The organism is Parabacteroides sp. CAG:2 (assembly GCF_000436315.1).
GTDB lineage: Bacteria > Bacteroidota > Bacteroidia > Bacteroidales > Tannerellaceae > Parabacteroides > Parabacteroides distasonis.
This window is the reverse complement of record NZ_FR885305.1, coordinates 132,504-149,462: the sequence shown is the minus strand read 5'-3', so window position 1 is coordinate 149,462 and position 16,959 is coordinate 132,504. Positions and strand designations below refer to the sequence as shown.

At 45.9% G+C, this 16,959-nt stretch carries 19 protein-coding genes and 1 riboswitch; of the genes, 16 read left to right on the top strand and 3 right to left on the bottom strand.

The window, feature by feature from the left end; translation table 11 throughout:
* The first annotated feature begins 293 nt into the window (after positions 1-293).
* The 11 genes from QVP94_RS12025 to QVP94_RS11980 all read left to right on the top strand — a co-directional run bounded on the left by QVP94_RS12025 (position 294) and on the right by QVP94_RS11980 (position 6,879).
* A complete protein-coding gene (locus tag QVP94_RS12025) occupies positions 294-779 on the top strand; it encodes an HU family DNA-binding protein (protein ID WP_022192685.1) in 486 nt (161 codons plus the stop codon).
* Between the two features lie 90 nt (positions 780-869).
* Positions 870-1,367, top strand: coding sequence for a L,D-transpeptidase (locus QVP94_RS12020; protein ID WP_009275138.1), 498 nt, complete (start codon positions 870-872; stop codon positions 1,365-1,367).
* Between the two features lie 20 nt (positions 1,368-1,387).
* Entirely contained in the window at positions 1,388-2,113 is a 726-nt protein-coding gene (locus QVP94_RS12015) for a DUF4412 domain-containing protein (RefSeq protein ID WP_005857120.1), read from the top strand.
* A gap of 33 nt (positions 2,114-2,146) precedes the next feature.
* On the top strand, positions 2,147-2,824 hold the full coding sequence (locus tag QVP94_RS12010; protein WP_005857118.1) for a TapB family protein: 678 nt from the start codon (positions 2,147-2,149) through the stop codon (positions 2,822-2,824).
* A 21-nt stretch (positions 2,825-2,845) separates the two neighbouring features.
* Entirely contained in the window at positions 2,846-3,196 is a 351-nt protein-coding gene (locus QVP94_RS12005; protein WP_005857116.1) for a hypothetical protein, read from the top strand.
* Positions 3,197-3,202: 6 nt separating this feature from the next.
* Entirely contained in the window at positions 3,203-3,499 is a 297-nt protein-coding gene (locus QVP94_RS12000; protein WP_005857114.1) for a hypothetical protein, read from the top strand.
* A complete protein-coding gene (locus tag QVP94_RS19330; protein ID WP_080598096.1) occupies positions 3,402-3,677 on the top strand; it encodes a zinc-ribbon domain-containing protein in 276 nt (91 codons plus the stop codon). Before QVP94_RS12000 ends, QVP94_RS19330 begins: the two co-directional genes overlap by 98 nt.
* Positions 3,678-3,710: 33 nt before the next feature.
* Positions 3,711-4,226 carry a zinc-ribbon domain-containing protein gene (locus QVP94_RS11995; protein ID WP_005857112.1) on the top strand — a complete coding sequence of 172 codons (516 nt, stop codon included), beginning with the start codon at positions 3,711-3,713 and terminating at the stop codon, positions 4,224-4,226.
* A 31-nt stretch (positions 4,227-4,257) separates the two neighbouring features.
* Positions 4,258-4,845: a DUF4870 domain-containing protein gene (locus tag QVP94_RS11990; protein WP_022192684.1), complete on the top strand. Its 588-nt coding sequence runs from the start codon at positions 4,258-4,260 to the stop codon at positions 4,843-4,845.
* 26 nt (positions 4,846-4,871) lie between these two features.
* Positions 4,872-5,927, top strand: a complete 1,056-nt coding sequence (locus QVP94_RS11985; RefSeq protein WP_005857108.1) for a zinc-ribbon domain-containing protein — start codon at positions 4,872-4,874, stop codon at positions 5,925-5,927.
* A gap of 31 nt (positions 5,928-5,958) precedes the next feature.
* Entirely contained in the window at positions 5,959-6,879 is a 921-nt protein-coding gene (locus QVP94_RS11980) for a T9SS type A sorting domain-containing protein (RefSeq protein WP_005857106.1), read from the top strand.
* 69 nt (positions 6,880-6,948) lie between these two features.
* Here the strand turns inward: QVP94_RS11980 and QVP94_RS11975 are convergent, their stop codons facing one another.
* Positions 6,949-8,616 carry a formate--tetrahydrofolate ligase gene (locus QVP94_RS11975; protein ID WP_005857104.1) on the bottom strand — a complete coding sequence of 556 codons (1,668 nt, stop codon included), beginning with the start codon at positions 8,614-8,616 and terminating at the stop codon, positions 6,949-6,951.
* Between the two features lie 393 nt (positions 8,617-9,009).
* Between QVP94_RS11975 and QVP94_RS11970 the strand changes: the two genes are divergently transcribed.
* Positions 9,010-9,522, top strand: a complete 513-nt coding sequence (locus QVP94_RS11970) for a hypothetical protein (protein ID WP_005857102.1) — start codon at positions 9,010-9,012, stop codon at positions 9,520-9,522.
* A gap of 48 nt (positions 9,523-9,570) precedes the next feature.
* On the opposite strand, the gene QVP94_RS11965 is transcribed toward QVP94_RS11970, so the two are convergent.
* Entirely contained in the window at positions 9,571-10,275 is a 705-nt protein-coding gene (locus tag QVP94_RS11965) for a precorrin-2 C(20)-methyltransferase (RefSeq protein ID WP_005857099.1), read from the bottom strand.
* 66 nt (positions 10,276-10,341) lie between these two features.
* Positions 10,342-10,540, top strand: a riboswitch (cobalamin riboswitch).
* A 63-nt stretch (positions 10,541-10,603) separates the two neighbouring features.
* On the opposite strand from QVP94_RS11965, the gene QVP94_RS11960 reads away from it, so the two are divergent.
* The 4 genes from QVP94_RS11960 to QVP94_RS11945 all read left to right on the top strand — a co-directional run bounded on the left by QVP94_RS11960 (position 10,604) and on the right by QVP94_RS11945 (position 15,220).
* Positions 10,604-11,767 carry an ABC transporter substrate-binding protein gene (locus tag QVP94_RS11960; protein ID WP_005857097.1) on the top strand — a complete coding sequence of 388 codons (1,164 nt, stop codon included), beginning with the start codon at positions 10,604-10,606 and terminating at the stop codon, positions 11,765-11,767.
* A gap of 9 nt (positions 11,768-11,776) precedes the next feature.
* Positions 11,777-12,814 carry an iron chelate uptake ABC transporter family permease subunit gene (locus tag QVP94_RS11955; protein WP_005857096.1) on the top strand — a complete coding sequence of 346 codons (1,038 nt, stop codon included), beginning with the start codon at positions 11,777-11,779 and terminating at the stop codon, positions 12,812-12,814.
* Between the two features lies 1 nt (position 12,815).
* Positions 12,816-13,829 carry an ABC transporter ATP-binding protein gene (locus QVP94_RS11950; RefSeq protein WP_005857094.1) on the top strand — a complete coding sequence of 338 codons (1,014 nt, stop codon included), beginning with the start codon at positions 12,816-12,818 and terminating at the stop codon, positions 13,827-13,829.
* 488 nt (positions 13,830-14,317) lie between these two features.
* A complete protein-coding gene (locus QVP94_RS11945; protein WP_005857092.1) occupies positions 14,318-15,220 on the top strand; it encodes a helix-turn-helix domain-containing protein in 903 nt (300 codons plus the stop codon).
* A 747-nt stretch (positions 15,221-15,967) separates the two neighbouring features.
* Here QVP94_RS11945 and QVP94_RS11940 read toward each other — a convergent pair.
* Entirely contained in the window at positions 15,968-16,936 is a 969-nt protein-coding gene (locus QVP94_RS11940) for a tyrosine-type recombinase/integrase (RefSeq protein WP_005857088.1), read from the bottom strand.
* Positions 16,937-16,959 lie beyond the last annotated feature (23 nt).

Sequence of the window (16,959 nt, the reverse complement as noted above, 5' to 3'; positions counted from 1 at the left end):
AGAGCGGTTCAATATCCTCTGGGAAGAGTATAATACGCTTATGGAGAATCAATTAAACACCGAGACGAAGCAAACACCCGCACAAATGCAAGGCGAATCGGGCGACGGTGGCCAGAGGGGAACGCTGGGGAGTCATCGACGAGCAAGACCATCGTGCGACGTTAACGGTGTCACACGTATGACATCAGCTGCCTCACACGTGCGACACCTAGAGCCTCACGCCTGCAAGACCGGCAACGAGAATAGAGAGAAATAACAATTATCACATTATCAACAATTTAAAACAAAACAAGATGGCAAAGTACAAGTTAATTAAGAAAGTGAATCCGCAGAAAAGACAGGAACCTGGCAAATGGTACGCGACCCCCAAAAGCGAGACCCCGCTCTCGGGCAAGGCGATGACGTGCGCCGCCACCGCCAACACCACTACTGCTCCCATCGAGATGGAGGCCTCGCTGGAGCTTCTGGCCAAGTTCGTGCCCCAACAACTCCAGCAGGGACACACGGTGAAGATACCGGGCTTGGGTACTTTTCGCCTCACCTTCAAGAGCGATGGCGTGGAAGATATTAACAGTTTCCGGGCGAACAGCATGATCAAGAACGTCCGGATCGTATTCACTCCCTCGAAAGAATTGCGGGAGAGCGTGCTCAGCGGCCTTACGTTCGAGGACGGCGGCGTACTGGAGGACGACATCAGCTACGCTTCTATAGCCGATTACCGTTTGCCCAAAGGTGTCCCGGAGGGCGGCGGAGACTCGGAAAGCCCGGGTGAGATTTAAGGTAACCATTAAAACAGGAACAGGATGAACATTTTCTCTTGCCATATACGCCGGATCGTGTTGTTGCTATTGGCACTCCTCTGAGTGCCGATGGCGACGCTACGGGCGCAGGAAGAAAAAGCGGACGGCACGAACCGGGTGATAGTATCCAAACAGGATATGCGGATAACCGTTCTTTGTCCGCAAGGCGATACGCTCGCCGTTTTTCCCATCGCTTGCGGACGCAATTACGGCGACAAGCAGCAGGAATGGGATTTCCGGACACCGGAAGGGCATTTCGTGATAGAGTCCGTGGAAGATACCTCCCTTTGGCCGCGAGACTCGACGAGGCAAGAAACTCCCGGCGAGATATACGGCCCCCGCTTCTTCCGCTTGAAAACACCCGGCTTCACGGGCATCGGCATACACGGGACCGCCAACCCCCAAGTGATACCCGGACGGATAACGATGGGCTGCATACGCCTCAGCAATGAGGACCTGAAAGCCTTCTCCCGGCTGGTGGACGTAGATACAAGGGTGGATATCCTGCCCGACAAAGGGAGAGAACGCGGCTCGCTTTCCAAGCTAGCCCGGGACGATGATTACTAACAACACTAAAAGGAATGGACATGAAAAGGTTAATCTTATTATTGATATGCGCGCTGTACGTAACGACGGCGGCGCAGGCGCAAATTTCTTTCTATGGTGAGTGGTGCCGGAAAGGGAGTGGCGAAAAGACCATCATGATCTTCGATATGAAGGAAAAGAAAGCCTACGTGATGAACGAGGCCCGGAAGACCTGCATGGTGATGGAGGAGATCGACAAGTTATCCACCAATAAGCTGGTGGGTTACGACTGGGAAGTGTCTCACTCTACCTCCCGAGAGTTTTTGGGCATGGAGGAGATAGACGGTAAGGAGTGTGCCCACTACTATGTCAAGAGCGAATCGATCTACAAGGATGGCGGCAAGGATGGCGCCGGCTATCACGAATGGATTTACTCGCCCATGAAGGTATCGAACTACAACGGCTGCATCGCCCACGACAATACGGTGTATGTGATGGACAGGACCATCGTGCTTCGCCGCGTCAAGATGGGGCCGCAACCGGCGCACCTCTTCCAAGTGCCCGAAGGGTATCAAATGACTGTGATGCCTGCCGGCGGCCTGCTGGAGATGATGACGGGGAAATCGTGCGAGGAGAACACCCAAAAAGTGGACGAGACACGCGATGCCATCCAAAAATCCAATGAGCAGATCAAGGAGCAACTGAAAGAGGTCAACGACAAGAGCAAGAGCGACGAGGAACGGATGAAGGCCTTGCTCGAGATGCTGGGCGGACAGAAGAAGAAATAGAGAAAAATTATTCACTTTAAAATAACAACGATTATGAAAACGAACATTAGATTTCTAGTTATGATCGCCGTTTCCTTGCTGACGGTATTGGGAATGAGCGCGCAAGAACCTTTCTTCCTACATAAGGAAGGCGTGAAACTGACTTACGCCGACAAGGACAAGAAAGGAAAGATCAACAGTTACACGGAGACTACCGCTACAAAGGTGACGGGAGACGCGGACAACTGCACCGTTACCTACTCGATGATGGTGATGGACAATAAAAAGAACCCGGTGCTCAAGCAACCGATGACACAGACATTCGAGGTGAAGAATGGCACGGTGACCTACGATCCCAAGTCGTTGGTAGGACAGATCATGGAGGGCATGCAAGTAACCGTGACCGGAACACCCTTCCAACTTCCCTCCAATGTCAAGGTAGGCGATACCTTCGGCGACTATACCATCACCTTGAACTTGGCCGGCATCAAGACCAATACGGAGGTGACGGGCGTGAAGGCCGTGGCCGAGGAAACCCTCGACGTGAACGGGACGAGTATCGACTGCGTCGTGATTGAGAACACTACCGTATCGAAAGTGATCGGTATCAAGCAGACCGCTATCCAGAAGATCTGGTATGGCCACGGCATTGGCCCTGTGAAGACAAACATGTATAACAAGAAGGGAAAACTGATGACAAGCCAAGAGCTAGTTTCAATAGAAGGATTGTAAACCATTAAAAACATACGTATCATGAAACAGACATTATTTACATTCATGTTCATCATAAGCCTCGTGCTTATGACGGCATGCGGAGGTTCGCCGGTAGATAAAGCCTTGGCAAAACTGGATGATGCCATTGAAAAGCTGGAGAAAAAAGGAGATAAGATGACCAAGGACGAGATGGATGCCATCATGAAAGACTTGGAGGAACCCGTTAGCGTATTGAACAAAACGATAGAAGACAACGAGGTGGGAGGTGTCACCAAGATCAAGATAATCGCCAAGGTGACGAAACTGACGGCGCTGGCCACGAAGGTCGGGATAAAGAATCTGGATATGGGAGATTTCTCGGATAAGGCGAAAGGAACTAAGAAAGAGTAAGGTGGTATGGGAGATATTTTAACAGGAATCGTAAAAGGCTTGTCCGGATTCATGCTGCAGGATGATCCCGACGTGAAGATATTCAATGCCCAGACCGAGATGAAAGAGTTCTCGGAAAGGGAGGGAAAGATCTATGCCCGTCTCGGACGGCAAGTATATGAGACGGATGGCGGCGAGAACTATCCGGAGATAAGGGCAGAGCTAGATTTACTCGCAGCCAACAAGCAGGCGGCGGAAAGCCGCCCTCGAACGTGCCGAGGCCGAGGAACGTGCCCGCCGGGAAGCCGAGGAGCAGGAGCATAGCTGCCCCAATTGCGGGGCCTATAATCCGGAGGGAACCAACTTTTGCCAAGAGTGTGGAACCCGTTTGACGCAACCCGTGCAACAAGCGCCTGCGGCGAAACGTTTCTGCCCGAACTGCGGCACGGAAGTTATCGCCGGGCATCGTTTCTGCAGCGGTTGCGGAACAAAAATGGAATGATGTATAACAGTTACTTTAAAGAAAGGAGAAATCATGGCTTTTTGTACAAACTGCGGGACAAATGTCCCGGATGGCATAAAATTCTGTACCTCATGTGGTACGCCGATGTCGGTACAGGCACAACCGCAAGCCCCGCCACCGCCCCAGCAAACCTATGTGCAGCCGCAACCTGCGCCTCAGCCACTACCGCAGCAGGCTTATGCCCCGCCATCGCAACCGGCTTACGCACAACCTCAACCGGGATACGTGGCTCCGGCGGGCGATCCGAACGCTCCGCTTCCCCCGGGAAGCAAGTATGAACCGATCACGACGGGTGGGTATATCGGTATCTTCCTGTTGATGCTTCTTCCGTTGATCAATCTCATCCTACTCATTATCTGGGCCTGCGGAGGCTGCCAGAAGGTGAACAAGGCGAACTTCGCCCGTGCGATGCTGATCATGATGATAATCGGTTCGGTCTTGTCGTTGCTGATGTTCTTCGCCGTACGGATGCTGTTCGGTAGCGAGATAGACAGCTTGATGGAAGCTTTCGGAGATCTACTCAAATAATAACAATACTAAAATTAGGAGGAAACAAATTATGGCATTCTGTGGAAAATGTGGACAACAAGTGAATGAAGGCGTGAGATTTTGCCCGGCCTGCGGATCACCTATGCAAATAGTTGCCGCCGAACCGAACAGGCAACAGACACCTCCGCCGGTACAACCGACCGATGCGGAATCAATGGCTAAGGCTACCCCCACGGCCGATGCCTTGAGCGACAAATTAAGTGGTATGAACAAGACCGCGGACCTGACCGACCAGTTCGATAAAGCCGATGTAGAGCAAAATAAGGTAATGGCTATCCTTGCTTATTTCGGGATTCTGGTATTGATCCCGATCCTTGCGGCCAAGGACTCGAAATTCGCCCGGTTCCATGCCAACCAAGGCTTGCTTTTATGCATCGCCATGTTTGGCTGGATCATAGCGGACTCCGTTCTGACCGCCCTCTTGCGGGCGATCCTATGGAGGGGATTGGGCTTATGGAGCATCTACTCTCTTTGCGGTACGGTATTGAACCTCGTTTACATCGTGTTTACGGTACTGGCAGTCATCGGTATCATTAACGCGCTGAACGGGCGAGCTAAGGAATTACCTATCATCGGTAAATACCGTCTGTTGAAATAGCATAATAACCCATAAATGTATACTTTATGACAGCAAAAGAGATTTTCTTCAAGACCCTGCAATTCGGTTGGATAAAACTAGGATTAGGATTGCTGAATATATTGATAGCCGTGCTGCTCTTCGCTATCTTGATGGGCATATCGGTCCTGTTCAATAGCGACGGAGTGGTAGCGATCATGTTTTTCATCTGGTTGGGACTTATAGGGGTAGTGAATTTCTTCTTGAATCACTACATCGGTTATCTCGTAAAAGCCGGGCATGTGGCCGTGATCGCGATGGCGTATCAAACCGGCTATGTACCTGCCAAACCCTTCGAGATGGGAAAGACGATGGTAAAGGAACGTTTCGGTACATCCAACGTGTATTTTGCCTTGGATAAACTTGTGGCGGGTTCCATTAAACAGTTACAACGTACGTTGGGACGTGTTACGGACAGTTTGCTCGGGGCGCTCCCCGGAGCTGACGGGATAAAGAGCCTCACCAACATGTTTCTCGATATCTCGTTGGGGTATGTGGACGAGTGCTGCTTAGGTTACACCTTTTACCATCCGGCTCAAAACCCTTATAAATCGGCGGCAGATGGTGTCATTATCTATTTTCAGAACTGGAAGACGTTGCTCAAGGATGCGGCGAAGACAACGGGGATGGTCATCTTATCGTTCGTGGTGGTTACGTTGATTGCGTTTATCCTCTTCGGTGGATTGTTCCGCTTGTTCGGCTGGAGCGGTTTCATGGCTTTCATTATTTCATTGTTGTTCGCCTATACAGTAAAGTATGCCTTTATTGATAGCTGGATCTTGGTGAAAATGATGAGCAGCTATATGCAAGTAGCTCCCGCCACGCAAGTTACTTTCGATCTGTATGGTAAGTTGAGCGGCTTGTCCGGTAAGTTCAAGGAGCTTTTCAAGAAAGGTAACGAGATGCCGCAACCGAATCCCACCGCTACTTCCGCAGCACAAGATCCTTTGCGACCGCAGATACCGGGACAGGTCTCAACGCCGGAAAGCCGCTTTTGCCCTCAATGCGGAATGCAATTAGCTCCGACCGCTACATTTTGCGGGAATTGCGGAGAAAGGTTATAGTTTTTAAGTTTAATCGTAAAAAATCAAGAATATGAAACGAGTATTATTTACATTGGTAGCCTGTTTAGTAGGTATTTCTTCATTGATGGCGCAATCATTCTCTCTTCCGGGGTATTTGTTTGGAAGATGTCCGGACTATAGTATTACCTATGACAAGAACGATGCGCAGGAACAGAAAGATGTTTATATATGCGATGGTAATAAAAGCGTGGTTCGTATAGACAGTTATAAATGGAACTCAAGTTCGTCTGATTGGGTATATGATGGCAAGACCGTGATGGAGAATGATAACCAAGGACGCACTTTGGTCGCTATCTCTTATTCGGCAGCCGACGTGGCAGGCGAGAAAACAGAATACACTTATACCGGAAATGGCTATGAGAAGTTCTCCGTCACTTCCTCCAGCTTTGAGGGAGGCGCATGGAAAGCCGAGGCGAAAGTGGATATAGAAGCCACTTTCAACAAAGATAAATATCCGGTCTCGATACTCATGACAGGTACGGCTGAGGGAGAGACGTTCAAGATGAAAATGGAGTGGTCTTACGATAAGAATGTCACGAAAACCTCGTCTTCCATTGATTTCGGTGGTAGTTGGATGCTTATGTCAGAAAGCAAGACGGAGATCGTGGACGCGGGAAACCCGATGATTTCGAAAAATTATCAGAAAATGTATTTCCCCGCTGAGACAAGCTGGGAATATTCAGGAAAGACACATGACTATTTCAATGGAACAACCTCTATCGCTCCTGTAGTAGAGGAGAACGAACTGAAACTTCATATTTATGGAGATGTGTTGGAAGTACAAGGAACGGAAAGCGGGATTTCTATTTATGCGATAACTGGAGGGAAAATGGCAGAGAGTAAGTCGAATCGTATTGACATCTCTCGCTTGCCAGCAGGAATCTATTTGCTAAATACAGCTAGAGGTTCTATAAAGTTTATTCATAAATAAGCAAAAGTAAGGTGCGCCTTACTGAATGTGTGAGGCGCACCTTTTTTATTTGAATCGTTTTACTGTCTATTAACTCAATCCCTCAATCATGCCATCCACGATATCGATCTTTCGGGCTTGCGGCTCTTTCGGGAGTCCCGGCATACGCATGATCTCGCCCATGACGACAACGATCATCTCGGCTCCGTTATTGATGATTACATCTCGTACTTTTAGTTCGAAATCTTTGGCGACCCCATAAGCTTTCGGATCGGAAGAGAATGAATATTGAGTCTTGGCGATACAGATCGGATAATGGGAAATACCCAAGCTTTCGATCTGACGCAATTTTTTATCGGCCAAAGTCGTATAAACAATCGAAGAAGCTCCGTATATCTTCTGGGCCACTTTTTGTACCTTCGTACGGATCGGATCATTCAGATCATATGTATATTGTAAAGGAGCGGAAGGATGATTTTCGATCGTATCAACCACTAAGCGGGCAAGCTCCGTACCCCCTTCACCGCCTTCGGCGAAAACGTTATTCATGGCGAATCCAACCCCTTTCTCCTCGCAATGCTCAGCCACTAACGCAATCTCCTCGTCCGTATCGGTAGCGAAACGGTTGAAAGTAACGATTACTTGCTGGCCGAAGCTCTTCATATTCTCAATGTGTTTATCTAAGTTAGCGAATCCGTTCTTTAATCCTTCGATATTCGGTTCCTTGATTTCTTTCTCCGGAACGCCACCATGAAGTTTCAAGCTCTGGGCAGTCGCTACGATGACTGTCAGTTTCGGTGAAAGCCCCGCTTTTCTACATTTGATATTAAAGAATTTCTCCGCGCCCAGATCAGCGCCGAAACCAGCCTCCGTAATCACATAATCTCCATAAGTAAGAGCCATTTGGGTGGCCGATATGGAATTACATCCATGGGCGATATTAGCGAAAGGACCTCCATGTACAAATGCGGGAGTATTCTCCGTTGTTTGTACAAGGTTCGGCAGTAATGCGTCTTTTAGCAATACGGTAATAGCTCCGGCTATGCCAAGATCATTTACCGTGAAAGGCTTATCTTCGTTTGTATAACCCAATAAAATATTTCCGACACGTCGTTTCAAATCCTCTATATCCGTAGCCAAGCAAAGGATCGCCATGATCTCTGAAGCGGGAGTGATGTCAAATCCGGTCTCGGTAGGGACACCGTTCGCCGAGCCGCCTAGACCCGATACGATGTTACGTAAGCTACGGTCGTTTACGTCAAGAACCCGTTTCCATTTGATCTCCTTCAATCCCTCGCAGGTGTTGCGGGTCTGATAAATATAGTTATCCAATAAAGCGGTAATCATATTGTGGGCGGAAGTAACCGCATGAAAATCCCCTGTAAAATGCAAGTTGATGTTTTCCATGGGAAGCACTTGGGCATATCCACCTCCGGCAGCACCACCTTTCATGCCGAAACACGGGCCAAGAGACGGCTCACGTAAAGCGACCACCGCTTTCTTCCCTATTTTATTCAGCCCTAAAGCCAGACCGATCGAAACCGTAGTCTTTCCGATTCCCGCTTTAGTGGGAGTGATAGCGGTCACTAAAATTAAATTATGCTGGTCCATTTGCTTTTTATCGATCAAATGGATAGGAACCTTGGCAATATACCTGCCATAATTTTGTACTTCCTCACGAGGGATACCTAACGTTGTCGCAACTTCCTTAATTTTACGCAAGTCTGTTTCTCTTGCTATCTCAATGTCCGATTTCATGTGCTTTATGTAAGTTTATATAGTTTGAACAAAGTAAATCTAATTTATTATAATAACAAAATGATACGGAACAAGGTTTTCCCCCTTTATGGAATAATAAGATTGTGTTATTTTGATATTTTTGTGCGAAGATGGCGAGGATCTTGCTTTTTGTGATAGCTGTCAGGCTTGAAATTAAACTTTTTGTAAAGTGAGCTTTGCAAAAATCATACGTTTTGCTTGTTGTACTTTTAAAGAATTATAAAATAGTCTTTAAAATTATTCATCTGTAATAATTTGATTAATTTTGTGATGTCACAACGATAAAAAGAAACCTAAAATGGTTTGAGTGTGATAAATTGAAACAGATAAGAGACTAATAACATTAGCAATATAATATGTAAATTTAAGGTTATGTCAACAGTAAGATTTAGTCAGGTTACATTTGCTACTAAATCGTGGGTAGCAGAAGCATGGGAAAAGATGGTAGTGGAATTGTTTAGCGGTCGTGTCGTAGCGGAAGTCAAACAATTGGATGAAGTATGTGAATCAAAGTGGGAAGTAGAATTGAAGAAGCTTCAAAACGAGGTTCATTCTTTATGTCATCATGCGATCCATCAATTGCTCCCGATAGCCGGCTCTTATCAACAGGCGTTACTGGATGACGTTGCCCAAGCCTATACGGTATACGCTCCGGAAGAAGCAGAGTCTATCTTCAACCGGGGAAACCAAGCGATCGAGGATATCAAAGGACATGTATCGGGTATTCGCTACAACGCTTGTAAAATGCGTGAGGCGAACCGTAAAGTAAGCGAGTTGGAAGATATGCACGCAAAAGCGGTCATGTACCATAATTCAGTGAAACCTTATATGGATACACTTCGTTTCCATATCGATCAGCTTAAGCATATATTGCATGTAGCGTAATAAGATGGGCTGTCCGGGTTTGGTTACTCTCCGGGCAGCCTTCTTCTTTTAGCGAGGTTGGATAATCAGTAGGGAGAAATAGGGGAAATCCTTGGAATGTATAGTGGCGATATCAGTAGTATAATATTCTTTTCTTGTTCCTACATTCTCGAAATAATGAAAAACCGCCTTATCCGCATACTGCCGGATACAAGTATGAATAGCCTCTTGGCAACCCGGTAATTTCATGATGACGATGATCATTCCATTTTCTATTTTTGCCGAAAGTTCATCGAACGACGCAGTCCCGGGGATTACGTTAATTTGCTCCTCTTGTTTTACGATATGTATCCCGGCCAAGGCACCTGCCGCTATAAATGCCGGAATTCCTGCGATTCGATCTACCGGGATTCCTGTTTCCTCGAATTTATCGTATACATATTGTATAGATGAATAAAAACCAGCGTCTCCCTCGGCGACGATCACGATTTGTTTCCCTTTCAAATATTCAGCTTGGGCATCCAGAAACAATTCGTTATAAGCGTTTAACGCATCTGTCCGTTCCTTACTCATTGGCAAAATAAACGGATGGATCAAGGATTCGTCTACCTCAATAGCTTTCAATATATCCGTCGCCCGAGATATGATTCCATGCTTGCCTTGTGTAGCAGGACAATAGATAATATCAGCCTTTTGTAATGTTTTAAGCCCTTTCAGCGTAATTAATTCCGGATCACCGGGACCTAATGAGACGAAGTGAATAGGATGATTCATGTGTATCTGTTTTTATTTGAAACGCAAAAGTCCTTAAAATTGTGGATGTATACAAATATTCTTACTACTTTTGTCACTGTAACAGGCTCCGCTTATCTCTTTTTCCGGGAGGCGGATTAAAAGGGAACCGGGTGAGAATCCCGGACAGACCACGCTGCTGTGAACTTTTAAACATTCGGACAATACCTTGGCCACTGGTTTTGTAATCGGGAAGGCGTCCTGAATGGAAGTAAGTCAGAAGACCTGCCGGTTCATAAATAAATGTTGCTGTCCCGTGGAGCAGGACGAGAGTAACTGTCAATGATCAACTGTCAATTAAACAAGGATTATGAATAAGTTTATAGCGGGTGGATGCTTGCTTTTATCGGTATTGACTTTATCATGTACTTCAGGTATCCGTGAAAAAGGAGAAATAGGGAAGACGGCTTCCGTAGAGCAATCTGCGTTCTCGCAAGAGCAGGTTAAGCCTTTATACGCCCAAGGATTCAAGCTTACCTATGCGGATCAATATCTCTTGGCTGATATCCAAGATCCTCAAAATGAGGAAAGCACCACGTTTCATTATGCGTTCGTGAAAAGAGGTGCGAAACCCACGGGGATTCCCGCTGATTATACGGTGATAGAGCTTCCTATCCGAAGCGTTATCTGTATGACTTCCCTGCAATTATCGAACTTTATTAAATTGGGTGCCTTGGATAGGGTCGTTGGGATTACCAGTACACGGCATTTGTTCAATAAAGAGATGAACGAACGCCTGAAAGAAGGTAAAACCGCTAAGATCGGTATCGAGGGGAATTTCGATAACGAGGTTATCATGAGCATGAATCCTGATTTGATCCTTGTATCGCCATTCAAGCGGGGAGGCTATGAGACGCTGAAAGACGTGGGTATTCCCTTGATTCCCCATTTGGGTTATAAGGAGACTACGCCATTGGGACAGGCCGAGTGGATCAAGTTCGTAGGCTTGCTGTTGGGGATAGAGAAAGATGGCAATGAGCGTTTCGCCACCATCGAGAAGAGGTATAATGAATTAAAGGAACTTACGGCGGATGGTAAGGTTAAAAAACGTCCGATCGTTTTTAGTGGCGAGTTACGGGGTGGAAACTGGTATGCCGTAGGAGGAAAGAGCTTCTTAGCGCAACTTTTCAAGGATGCCGGCGCTGATTATTTCTTGAAAGATGATGAGCGATCCGGTGGTGTTACATTAGACTTCGAGACGGTCTATAACCAAGCGGACGACGCTGATTATTGGCGTATCGTGAATAGTTTCCCGGGAACGTTCAGCTATGAGGCATTGAAAGAGCAAGATCCTCGTTATGAGGATTTCCGTGCGTTCCGGGAGAAAGGAATTATCTATTGTAATATGAAGAACACGCCGTTTTATGAGAGTATGCCGACAGAACCGGAGATCGTCCTAGCGGATTTGCTTCATATCTTTCATCCGGATTTATTACCGGATCATGAGTCGGTCTATTATTCTCGACTTAAATAAGGAACACTGATGAGACATTCAAATACCCTATGGATGCTGGCGATTGTCACGGCTATTTTTGTTCTAATCTTTTTGAATTTGGTGTTGGGGTCAGTCTCTATTCCTCTTCAATCGGTTTGGCATATTATCTGGAATTTAGGAAATGAGCCTATTACATGGCAGAATATTATCTGGAAATCCCGACTACCACAGGCATTGACAGCGTTGGTAGCGGGAGCTGGCTTATCCATCAGCGGCTTACAGATGCAAACCGTTTTCCGTAATCCATTGGCCGGACCTTCGGTCTTAGGTATCAGTTCGGGAGCGAGCATGGGTGTCGCTTTCGTGGTGTTGTTAAGCGGTAGTTTAGGGGGCGTTGCCTTGAGTAAACTTGGTTTTATGGGGGAGATCGCCTTATCGATAGCGGCCGTGATCGGTTCCTTATCCGTGATGGCGCTGATCGTGTATGTTTCCCAAAAGGTAAAAGGAAATGTCACGTTGTTGATTATCGGTGTGATGATCGGTTACGTGGCAAACGCCGTGATCGGTGTACTTAAATTCTTTAGCGTCGAGGAGGATATCCGTGCATACGTGATTTGGGGATTGGGTAGTTTCGCCCGTGTTTCCGGTAATCAGATGACGTTGTTCGTGATTCTTATGACAATCTTGATCCCTCTCTCGTTCCTGCTTATCAAGACCATGAACTTGATGCTTCTTGGGGATAGCTACGCACGCAATTTGGGACTTAATATCAAGCGGGCCCGTTTGTTGGTTATCACCTCGGCTGGGGTCCTTACGGCGATTGTCACTGCTTATTGCGGACCTATTATCTTCTTGGGGCTAGCCGTTCCGCATTTATGCCGGGCCATATTTCAAACTTCCGACCATCGGATTTTAATGCCTGCGGTCTTATTCGCCGGTGCGGCGTTGGCGTTGATCTGTAATTTGATCGCCCGTATGCCGGGGTTCGAGGGAGCGTTACCTGTCAACTCGGTAACCGCTTTAGTAGGTGCTCCAGTAGTGGCCTCAGTATTATTTAGAAAACGTAAGAATGAATTGAACGAGTAAGATGAAACAAGATACGATTCATATTAACGGACTTTCGATCGGTTACCATTCTAAGAGTAGTACAAAGCTGGTAGCTAAAGGTATACACTCTACGATCTATAGTGGTGAATTAACCTGTTTGCTGGGTGCTAACGGGGTGGGGAAGTCTACTTTATTGCGCACGTTATCGGCTTTCCAACCTAAATTAGATGGGGAAATATTGGTCCTAGGAAAAGATATAGATACTTATTCCGATAAGGAATTGAGCACCACGATCGGTGTCGTGCTGACCGATAAATGTGAGATCCGGAATATGTTGGTACGGGAATTGGTCGGGATGGGACGTAGCCCGTATACCGGCTTCTGGGGTAAGTTGAGCAAGGATGATAAGCGGATCGTGGAAGAATCCATCGCCCTTGTCCGCATTGAGGAACTAGCATCCCGCATGGTCCATACCTTATCGGATGGAGAACGCCAGAAAGTGATGATCGCTAAGGCGCTCGCTCAGGAGACTCCGGTTATTTACTTGGATGAACCTACAGCATTCCTTGATTTCCCCAGCAAGGTAGAGATTATGCAATTACTCCATCATCTAACCCGGAAAACGAATAAGACGATATTTATGTCCACTCACGATTTGGAGCTGGCTCTTCAGATATCGGATAAGATCTGGTTAATGGACAAAGCGAATGGTATCTCTACCGGTACTCCCGAGGATTTGGCATTGAGTGGTCATCTAAGCAACTTTTTCGCCCGGAAAGGGATTGTTTTCGATAAGGATACCGGATTATTCCGTATAGATAATCAATTCTCTCGACAGATTCGCCTCGTTGGACATGGACAGAAATACGCTATGGTGCGTAAAGGGCTCCAGCGAAACGGAATTTTGGCGAATCGGGAAGTGGAATCGAATATTTGGATTGAGACTGGCGATTTAAAGACCACCCACTTTATCATCCATGAGACTTCCGGCGGTACCTATATCACCCAAACGATAGAAGAATTACTTGCCTATTTTGATACTGAAAAATCATAACTATGAAATTTTCAATTCATAACTATGTTTTTCTTCATTCATTGTTATGAATTTTTTCCATTTACATCCATTGTTTTAAAGTAAGCTAGCTTCGTCGACTTTCCTGTAATTGCTTGAAAGATACATACAACTTTAATTCCACCATTCCTGTCACTCCTACGGCTGTGTGGAGTACAGGTGTTGTATATACCAACACATCTTCTCGCTTTTCAATTTCAGTTTGATCAAATGGTCCGGGAACAGCCACCCCTAATACTTGTCTGCCTTTCGTAGGGAATGGCTACAGACAAGAAGAATAAGCTTCCCATACAGATAATTTTTCTTGTTCCCATATAATTATTATTTAAAAGTTTTTAGTTACAAAAATAGCGGTTATTTGGGGTGTAGACTGTATCAATTCCACAGATATAATAACCAATTTCATCGGACGGTGAGAAACGTATGAAAGAAAAGGTTATCTTTGCAATCGAAGCCAAATACAATTGAAGATGAATGAGATAAAGAGAATAGACACTGTGCAGCAATACAACGATTATTTCGGTATGGAAACGTTGCATCCGCTGGTTACGGTCATCGATGCGCGAGAGGCTAATCCGGTACATTTCTGTCCGAAACTCTATAATTTGTATGCTATCTTGATGAAAGACCCGGACTGTGGTACTCTCAAATATGGTCGTAGCATCTATGACTATCAGCAAGGCACGATGCTTTTTCTCGCTCCGGGGCAGGTCATGGGGTCTGACGATGACGGTCAGTTGCATCAACCCGGTGGATGGCTGCTCGCTTTTCATCCCGAACTGGTACGTAACACTCCGTTAGCCCAATTCATCAAAAACTATAGTTTCTTCTCCTATTCCGCCAATGAAGCACTCCACTTGTCTGAACAGGAAAGGCGAACCATTATTGACTGCATGTGCAAAATCAGAGAAGAATTGCTCCATCCCATAGACAAGCATACGAAATCACTGATTACAGACAATATAAAACTCCTACTTGATTATTGTGAGCGGTTCTATGACCGTCAATTCGAAACGCGGGAGAATGTGAATCTTGACATCTTAGCCCGATTTGAGCAAACGCTGGATGATTATCTTGCGTCCAATCTTCCCATAAGTAAAGGTACGCCCACCGTGCAGTATTGTGCCGACAAGCTTTGCCTGTCGGCTAACTATCTAAGCGACCTTCTGAAAAAGGAAACCGGTGTTTCTGCGTTGAAACATATCCAGCAGAAGATGCTCGATATAGCGAAAGAGCGTGTATTCGATGTCACCAAATCCATCAGCGAGATATCCTACGAATTGGGATTTCCATATCCGCAACATTTCAGCCGTTGGTTCAAGAAAATGGTTGGGGTTACACCTAATGAATATAGACAAAATCGAAACAATTAGACATTTAAACCACGGATCGTAATATTGCGATCACGGTTTAGTCAATCATAAAGGCACGGACATAACGGCAAGATGTCTGCGCCTTCGTATTTCCTAGTCCTTATCAATTCAACGTCATGTAACAATATGAAGTTTGCATGTATGGATCTTTACACGGTTCCCCCGTCGGGAATCGTGCTACCTCGTGCGTGCCGTTTCGGACAGTAAGTCCTAAATGTTAAATGAGTAGTGAGATGTAAAGAGACAAACGGTAAAATAAACGATAATGTAAAATGAATCGAAAAACAGAAGTGATTGAGAATAAAGAAGTATGGAGAAAAAAAATGTCTCTTTCTTACGCAGAAAGAGACAACTCTCAGAATGACGGATAAATAGTATAAATTCTATCTTGGGGTGACTTGGTGACCGATTACAATATCTATCAAGATTATCATTATAAGCTGACGGTGAATATCGCCGGCCCTAATAGTGCCGACCTCCGTATAACGATAACAAACGGCAATGTGGCTGCCTTTGATGATGTGGACAATGTCGAGAATACCGTTAATTTTAGTGAAGAGAAATAGTATCCATTCTAAGGGCTGTGCAGGAATGTCTTGACGAATCTACCCTTTGGCATTCCTGCATGAACTAACGAATCTACCCTTTTGCATTCCTGCATGAACTATCTTAAATAAATGAGAATAACTTAGAGGCAATCGAGGAAATGAGCTTCTTGCATTTCTTGCCGATTGTCTCTTAAAGCCATCACCTTATTTTTTTACTTCTTTGTCGGGTGGAAGAGCTGCGAACCAAATTGTTCAACATATTATCGGAGGCCCTGTCTATTTTAGATACTGATATCCGGCCAAGATAGATCTCGGTAGTCCGTAGGGACATATGTCCTAAGGATTGACTGATAATGCCGATTTCCGAATTCGCCTCCAGCATCATGGAAGCCCAGCTATGCCGCATCACATAGGTAGTGAATGGCTGTTCGAAGTGTAATTGCTCTCCCATTTTCTTTAAGTGGCGGTTCACTCTCCGAAGCGCGGACTGAGCCGTGACTTCTCCCTCTCCGCTGATTTTCTCGTGTAAGAAAGGGAATATCCACGGGTTATTGAAACGCCGATAAGAGAATATGATGTTCTTTATCTCGGGGGTGATCTTTACTTGCATCGCTACGCCAGTCTTGCTACGTACGTAGTGGATATAATCATCGTTTATATTGCTGTGTCGCAAATTAAAGACATCCACGAAGCACATACCTCTAGCGTAAAATAAGAAAAGAGCCAAGTGAAGGGCCGTACAGGCGTGTGGGTTTTTGGGCCGCTCAAGAGTCGCCAGATTTTGTAGGTCGAGGCTTGGCAAAGCCCTTTTCCGGGTGGGTGGGACCTTTATCTGCAGGCCGGAGAACGGGCTTTCTCTCGGAACATCCATTTGTTTATCTTGGGCGATCTTGTTGTACATTGTCTTTAGATTACGAATGTAGAAGTCCAAACTACCCGGTTTCAAGGGAGCCTGTTTCCCGTCTTCCCCTTGCATCAACCATAAAAGATAGTGATGAAGAAAATCGGTCGTTAAGTCGGCAAATGTAAACTCCATTACCCTCGGACCTAAAAAGGTGGATAATTTATTCCCAGCGTTTCTTCCTTTCCCCTCATCGATTTTACTATTGATCAATTCTTCTATACATTCCTGTAGCAAAGGGGAGTTGTCTGTTGTTTCTATATTCATATGATTACTATTTATGGATATAG